Genomic DNA, 7,412 nt, shown 5'->3' with positions numbered 1-7,412 from the left:
GTGGATAAGCAGCCCTGCCCCATCCAGCGCCGCGATAATCCCGAAAGAAATAACGCCAGCGCCGCCGATTGCAAAGGCAACCGGAAAGCCGGACAGAATTCCGCCAAACAGGCAGAGGAAAACAATGATTAGGCCAATTTCTACGCCATCAAGTCCAAAGAGCATCAGTGTGTCCCCTCATAAGCTTCTTCGCCCTCACCGAGCGTATCTTTGTCGAGGTATTTGCCCTCGCTCTCTTCGCCTTCTTTCCATTCCAGATAGGAGCGGTAAAAGAATGCGACTGCCTGCAAAAAGACCATTGCGGTAAACGCGACAAGCAAGATTTTGAATAAGAAGTACGCCGTAAATCCGTTGGGCGAGAAACCGATGGTTTCTACGTTCCATTTCAACAGCTTTGCTTTGCGCATCAGCAAATCGATCTTGTCAGAGGCAGATACTTTGGGTGTCACAAGATGACGCCACATAAAGAACCAGCCATACATCCAGATCAGCACCGCTGTCGGCATCATGAAGATCAGTGATCCGACCATGTCGATGACCTTCTTCGTGCGGTATTTAACAGCAGAATATACCAGATCGACGCGCACATGCCCGCCCTGAACAAAGGTATAGGTCGCGCAAAGGCAAACGACTAACGCATTGTAAAGCTTCAATTCTTCAGCGAACCAAGAGATATCGAATTGGAGCGGGATACCAAAGCCGAACGAAATGTCTGGGCGCGTAAAGATACGCTGCATAAAGACAATAACGATCTGCTGGATCACCATGAGCAAGCCTGCCCAAGCAAAGAAGCGCCCAACTGTGTTTGCAAACCCTTCCAGCAGGCGCACGGTGCCCCACATGATCGAGTTCTTCCAAAGGCCAATGGCCGTCAGGATCAAGAAGCCGGTGAAGACAACAAAGAACAGCTCGACCGAGGCACCATAGTAAATAAACCGCATGAGAGACTGGCTATCGGACCAGTTCAGCCATGATCCTGGATGGGTAATTGCGTAGCCAAAATTATAAAATGCCATGCCAATGTTCTGAATAAACCAGAGCAATCCATCGCCAAAAGCTGCGAGCGCTCCGCCAGATGCTTCATCCGCCATCGGTGTCCCCCCTATTTTTCCTTGCTCGCGGCATCGTTTATATCACGTGCTTTGCGCTGCAAGGGGTTGATGTTGGCAAGGCCCCTGCGAAATGCAGAGGCCTAACCGAATGTTCAATGTCGTAAGGTTTAGCCGCCCAGAACGCGGTTACGCTGCTGAACGTAGTAACCGTCGGACTTGTCGATCCAAGAAGAGGACGCCGCCATGGATTCTTCAAAGCTTGAGCGTGTGCGCGCAAACAGTTCGTCACCCATGTTTTCGTCCATGACTTCTTTGGAGGCTGCACCGAAGGCATCCCAAACGTCGTCGGAGAACTGCAGAACCTTAACACCTTGCGCCTGAAGACGGGCAAGCGCCGCGCCGTTGTTCGCAAGTGTTTCGGATAGCTGGATGTGCGTTGTCGCCATAGTCGCGTTAGACACAATCGCCTGATGCGCTGGGGAAAGATCGTTATAAACGTCAAGGTTCATACCAACAGACAGGCCGGAACCTGGCTCGTGGAAGCCCGCAGCATAGTAAACTTTCGCAACTTCCTGGAAGCCGGCGCGTTCGTCAGCCATTGGGCCAACCCACTCCAGACCGTCCAGAGCACCAGAGGACAGCGCTTGATACAGCTCGCCGCCCGGGATGTTCTGAACAGATGCGCCCAGTTTGCCGAGAACCTTGCCGCCAAGACCAGGCATACGGAATTTCAGACCGTTAAAGTCAGCCGCAGATTTGATTTCGTTGCGGAACCAGCCACCGGACTGCGAACCAGAGTTACCAGCTTGGAAAGACTTCAAGTTGAAGATCTCGCCCAGCTCGTTGTGCAGCTCGTGACCGCCACCATGGTAGTACCAGTTTGTCAGCTCTTGCGCAGTGCCACCGAATGGTACGGCTGTGAAATACGCATATGCTGGGTGCTGACCGATGAAGTAGTAGTCTGCAGAGTGATAAAGATCTGCCTGACCGGACGACACAGCGTCAAACACTTCAAGCGCGCCAACCAGCTCGCCCGGTGCTTTCTTGTCGATGGTCAACTGACCGTCAGACATCGCGCCAACCATGTCTTGGAAATACGTTGCCGCATCATCCAGAACAGCAAAGCCGCGTGGCCAGGACTGAACCATAGTCAATACGCGCTTGCCCTGTGCATAGGCTGGCGCTGCGAGTGTTGCCGCTGCTGCCGCTGAGCCGCCAAGTGCGGATGTTTTTAGAAAAGAACGACGATCCATTAAGAATCCTCCCAAATTGGTGATGCGCAATGAAAATGCTGGAATTGATCCAGCTCTCCCCCCGCGCGGATCGTTTCAAGTAGGGGAACCTTACTCACGTGTGCGCAAATGGGAATACCAAGTTTTACGTAGGTGGCGGTTTATCAGGCTTTTAATTCAGTGAAATTTACATCGCTCAACGTACGAAGCGCTCAAAAAACAAGCGTTTTCGGCATGTGCCGCGACATCAAAGAAGATTCGCCTAGATGCAAAGGCTTTGATTCGCGTCTGATTCGAGGATAGCACAGCCCTATGTCACACAGCCGCTTCTTTAGCTTTAGCTATACCCAAAAACTGTTCCTGCTTGGGACACTGCCGTTGATCTTCGCGGTGACGGCGATCTCTATTCTTGTGGCGTATCAATCGCGCCAACTGGCCGAGCGTGAAATTGCAACGCTTGAACAAACGCTCATTGAAACGAAGAAGGCCGAGCTGCGTAACTATGTGACCCAAGCCCGCAACGGGTTTTACTTCATCTACGGCTCTGCCCCGCCTGATGACGAGGCGGCAAAACAGCAGGTTAAGCAAATTCTTGCGGCGATGATCTACGGCGATGAAGGCAGCTTTTTCGTTTATAACTACGATGGCACCAATCTGGTCAGCCCGCGAGATACCCATCTCATCAATGGCAACTGGAAAGGGTTGAAAGACAGCGAAGGCACGCTTGTCGTGGACGAGTTGATCCAGATCGCGCGCGCTGGCGCGGGCTATCACAGTTATTTGTGGCCCAAACCTTCGACAGGACAAGAGGCACGGATGATTACCTATGTGACCAGCTTTCCCAGCTGGCAATGGGCGGTCGGCACGGGTGTCTTTATTGATGATGTGCTCGCAACCGTCGCCAGTTCCCGCGCGCAGGTTGAGGCGCGCACACGCGCGACCTTTCTTTATATCGGTGCTATTGCACTGGCCGCCTTGCTGGCCGTTTTCGGCTCTGGCCTGCTTTTGAACATCCGCGAGCGGCGCTTGGCCGATACCAAATTGAAAGCGCTGACGCAGCGGGTTTTCGATGCGCAAGAAGAAGAACGCGGGCGCGTTGCGCGCGAGCTGCATGACGGGATCAGCCAGATTCTTGTGGGCATTCGTTATGCGCTGGACGTCACGCGCCGCCAATTGACCACTGACACGCGGCCTATTCCCAAAATGCTTGATAAGGGTATCGAAAGCCTTGCCGGCGCCATTCAGGAGGTGCGCCGCATTAGCCGGGATCTACGCCCCGGCGTGCTGGATGATCTTGGCTTGGGCCCTGCCCTGAAAGCGCTGACCGATGATTTCACCGCCCGGACCGGCATTGCCTCTGAATTTACCACTGTTGTGTTTCGCAACCGCCTTGATGGGGATGCCAAGATCGCGCTTTACCGCGTTGCGCAAGAAGCACTGACAAACATCGAACGCCACGCGGACGCAACCGAAGTGCGCGTATCCGTGCGCGGGGATCGGCGCGGCGCTGTACTGACAATTTCGGACAACGGACATGGATTGAAAAGCGCACCCAAGACATCCGAGGACGCTTTGCGCGGCGGCATGGGCCTGCGCAATATGCAGGAACGGATGGAGCAGCTGGACGGTGCGCTTATCATTAACAGCGATGAGAACGGAACCACCATTGAAGCGCGCGCGCCTCTCAGCCATATGTTGCCGCCAGAAGCAGGCTCGAACGCCAAAGAGACAAGCCTAGAGGACGCCGCATAATGCCGATACGGGTCGCAATTGTTGACGATCATCCGATGGTTGCCGAGGGCATCCAGGCGATTTTGGAAAGCTATGATGACATTGAGGTCGCGGCGACATTTTCGTCGGGCCAGGCGATTCTGGACTGTGTCATGGAATTGGCCCCGGATGTTATTTTGCTTGATCTGAATATGCCGGGCATGAACGGGCTGACCGCGACTGAATTGCTGCTTGAGCTGCGCGCAGAGACACGCATTTTGGTTCTTAGCATGCATGACAGTCCTGAATACATCACCACAGCCCTCAGCCACGGCGCAATGGGCTATGTGTTGAAAGACGTCCCGACAGAGGAAATCAAGACTGCGATAGATACGGTTATGACCGGGCAACGCTATCTTTGCACAGGCGCGAAGGGTTCTCTGATCCCAAGCGAAAATGAAACGTCGCGCGATACTTTGACCGAACGCGAGCAGACGGTCCTGCTGCAACTGGCCAAGGGACGCTCAAACAAGGATGTTGCGGCGGCGCTTGATATCTCTGTGCGCACCGTTGAAACGCACCGCAAGAATATCAAACGCAAGCTTGGTATTTCCTCGACTGCGGGCCTCACACGTTACGCGATGGAACACGGGGTTTTGCAAGGCACAGGCAGCTTTCTATGAGCCGTGTCATTTTACTGAACAAGCCCTTTGGCGTGTTGTCCCAGTTCACTGATAAAGGCACTGAAGGATCAGAGCGCCCAACCTTGTCCGCATATGTAGATGTTCCCGGCGTCTATCCCGCCGGCCGACTGGACCGCGATAGCGAAGGTCTTTTGGTGCTGACGGATGACGGACGCCTGCAAGCTCAAATTGCCGATCCGAAGTTCAAAAAACCAAAGACCTATTTGGTGCAGCTCGAACGGATACCGGATGACGCAGCCTTGCAAGCCCTGCGCGACGGGGTGACGCTGAAAGATGGCAAGACGCGTCCTGCACAGGTGCGCCGCATCGAGCCCCCGTCCCTTTGGGATCGCAACCCGCCTGTGCGCTTTCGTAAATCCGTTCCCGATTGCTGGATTGAGCTAACCATTCGCGAAGGTCGCAACCGTCAGGTCAGGCGCATGACGGCAGCAGTCGGGCATCCGACATTGCGCTTGGTGCGTTGGTCTGTCGGGGATTGGGCGCTTGATGGAATTGAAAGCGGCGCGTGGCGCGACGCTGAGTAGCCTTATTGCTGCGCCAAAACACGCTGAAAACTAGGTTATGTCCGAATTTACCGCGCCCCGCGCAATAAATGGAAAGATTTTTACCCCTCAGCGACACTTTTTCTGCAATCGCCCTGTTGACCCTCCTTTTCAAGACACATAATGTCCCCGCGAGTTTAAAGGAGCCAAGAGCAATGTACGACCTAGTCGTCATCGTGGATATCAGGCGCATGGGCCGTTAGCGGCACCCGTGAGGGAAACCATGCGCCCCCGCCATTCGGACGGGGGCTTTTTTATGTGAAACGAAATTGGCAACGCCTATTAGATGGAGACGAGGCGCATGGCACAGAAAATGACCGGTGCGAAGATGGTAATTCAAGCGTTGAAGGACCAAGGCGTCGATACCGTCTTTGGCTACCCTGGCGGCGCTGTATTGCCGATCTACGACGAAATTTTCCAGCAAAACGGAATTCGCCATGTTCTCGCACGGCATGAGCAAGGCGCGGTGCATGCGGCAGAGGGCTATGCCCGCTCAACAGGCAAACCGGGCGTTTGTCTTGTAACCTCTGGCCCTGGCGCGACCAACGCGGTGACGGGCCTGACCGATGCGTTGATGGATTCCATTCCAATCGTGGTTCTGACCGGACAGGTTCCGACCTTTATGATCGGCTCTGACGCCTTTCAGGAAGCGGACACAGTTGGCATTACCCGCCCTTGCACCAAACATAACTGGTTGGTGAAAGAGACGTCCGAGTTGGCCAGCACGATCCATGAAGCCTTTCACGTTGCCACCACAGGCCGCCCCGGCCCTGTGTTGATCGACATTCCAAAGGATGTGCAGTTCGCAACCGATCACTATACACCGCCCGCAAAAGCGGATCTTGGTCACTACCAACCCCAGCTCAAAGGCGATCTGGAGACGATCACCGAATTGGTCGCCGCGATCGAAGCGGCCGAGCGCCCGATCTTTTATACAGGCGGCGGCGTCATCAATTCAGGCCCTGCGGCCAGCCAGCTTTTGCGTGAACTGGTAGAATCCACAGGTTTCCCGATCACATCCACATTGATGGGACTGGGGTGCTATCCAGCGTCCGGCGACAAATGGGTTGGTATGCTTGGCATGCATGGCCTTTACGAAGCCAACATGGCGATGCACGGCTGCGATCTGCTTATCAACATCGGTGCGCGTTTTGATGACCGTATTACTGGCGTTCTGGAGCACTTCAGCCCGAAAAGCCGCAAGGCCCACATCGATATTGATCCGTCCTCAATCAACAAGGTTATCCATGTGGATATGCCAATTGTCGGCGATGTTGCCCATGTGTTGGAAGATCTGCTGAAGGTTTGGAAAGCGCGCGGGCGCAAGACCAATTCTGGCGCTGTGAAAAAGTGGTGGGGTCAGATTGAAGAGTGGCAAAAGGTTGATTGCCTGAAGTTCACCCAAAAAGGCAAAGTTATCAAACCGCAATACGCCTTGCAGCGCCTTGAAGAGCTGACCAAGAAACATGATCGCTATATCTGCACCGAAGTTGGCCAACACCAGATGTGGGCGGCGCAATATTTGAACTTTGAAGACCCCAATCGCTGGATGACCTCGGGTGGTCTTGGCACGATGGGGTATGGCTTCCCCGCTTCTATCGGCGTGCAAATGGCACACCCGGAGGCGCTGGTCATCAATGTGGCAGGTGAAGCCAGTTGGTTGATGAACATGCAGGAAATGGGCACTGCGGTTCAGTACCGCCTACCCGTGAAACAGTTCATTCTGAATAACGAGCGGTTGGGCATGGTGCGCCAGTGGCAGGAATTGCTACATGGCGAGCGCTATTCCGAAAGCTGGTCTGAATCCCTGCCCGACTTTGTCAAGTTAGCAGAAGCCTTTGGTGCGAAGGGTATTTTGTGCTCTGATCCGGACACTCTGGATGATGCCATCATGGAAATGATTACTCACAAGGGGCCGGTTATCTTTGATTGCCTCGTTGAAAAGCATGAGAACTGCTTCCCGATGATCCCGTCAGGCAAAGCGCATAACGAAATGCTGCTCGGCGATGCGGATACGCAAGGCGTGATTGATGCAAAAGGATCCGTGCTGGTCTAGGCACCGATTTGATATGTTAAGGTGGGGGGCTGTTTGCCCCCCATACCCCCCACTTGCCCCCCATACCCCCCAAAGGTATTTCAAGACCGAAGAAGGACTGACCATGTCACCTCTGA

Annotated in this window: 6 protein-coding genes; 4 read left to right on the top strand and 2 right to left on the bottom strand. The window is 54.2% G+C overall.

Annotated features, from left to right (window positions below; translation table 11 throughout):
- Nucleotides 1–164 precede the first annotated feature (164 nt).
- Together WBC85_RS17485 and WBC85_RS17480 are read right to left on the bottom strand one after the other, a co-directional pair.
- Nucleotides 165–1,091 carry a TRAP transporter small permease subunit gene (locus tag WBC85_RS17485; protein ID WP_424440416.1) on the bottom strand — a complete coding sequence of 309 codons (927 nt, stop codon included), beginning with the start codon at nucleotides 1,089–1,091 and terminating at the stop codon, nucleotides 165–167.
- A 128-nt stretch (nucleotides 1,092–1,219) separates the two neighbouring features.
- On the bottom strand, nucleotides 1,220–2,305 hold the full coding sequence (locus WBC85_RS17480) for a TRAP transporter substrate-binding protein (RefSeq protein ID WP_424440413.1): 1,086 nt from the start codon (nucleotides 2,303–2,305) through the stop codon (nucleotides 1,220–1,222).
- Between the two features lie 291 nt (nucleotides 2,306–2,596).
- Here WBC85_RS17480 and WBC85_RS17475 point away from each other — a divergent pair, with 291 nt between their 5' ends.
- The 4 genes from WBC85_RS17475 to WBC85_RS17460 all read left to right on the top strand — a co-directional run bounded on the left by WBC85_RS17475 (nucleotide 2,597) and on the right by WBC85_RS17460 (nucleotide 7,296).
- Nucleotides 2,597–4,036, top strand: a complete 1,440-nt coding sequence (locus WBC85_RS17475; RefSeq protein ID WP_424440410.1) for a cache domain-containing protein — start codon at nucleotides 2,597–2,599, stop codon at nucleotides 4,034–4,036.
- A complete protein-coding gene (locus tag WBC85_RS17470; RefSeq protein WP_424440407.1) occupies nucleotides 4,036–4,677 on the top strand; it encodes a response regulator in 642 nt (213 codons plus the stop codon). The genes WBC85_RS17475 and WBC85_RS17470 overlap by 1 nt, the downstream gene beginning before the upstream one ends.
- A complete protein-coding gene (locus WBC85_RS17465) occupies nucleotides 4,674–5,222 on the top strand; it encodes a pseudouridine synthase (protein WP_424440404.1) in 549 nt (182 codons plus the stop codon). Before WBC85_RS17470 ends, WBC85_RS17465 begins: the two co-directional genes overlap by 4 nt.
- Nucleotides 5,223–5,541: 319 nt before the next feature.
- A complete protein-coding gene (locus WBC85_RS17460; protein ID WP_424440401.1) occupies nucleotides 5,542–7,296 on the top strand; it encodes an acetolactate synthase 3 large subunit in 1,755 nt (584 codons plus the stop codon).
- The last annotated feature ends 116 nt before the right edge of the window (nucleotides 7,297–7,412 follow it).

Source organism: Planktotalea sp., assembly GCF_049680325.1.
Classification (GTDB): domain Bacteria; phylum Pseudomonadota; class Alphaproteobacteria; order Rhodobacterales; family Rhodobacteraceae; genus Planktotalea.
The sequence above is the reverse complement of the archived record's forward strand: the minus strand, read 5'-3'. Positions and strand labels throughout refer to the sequence as shown.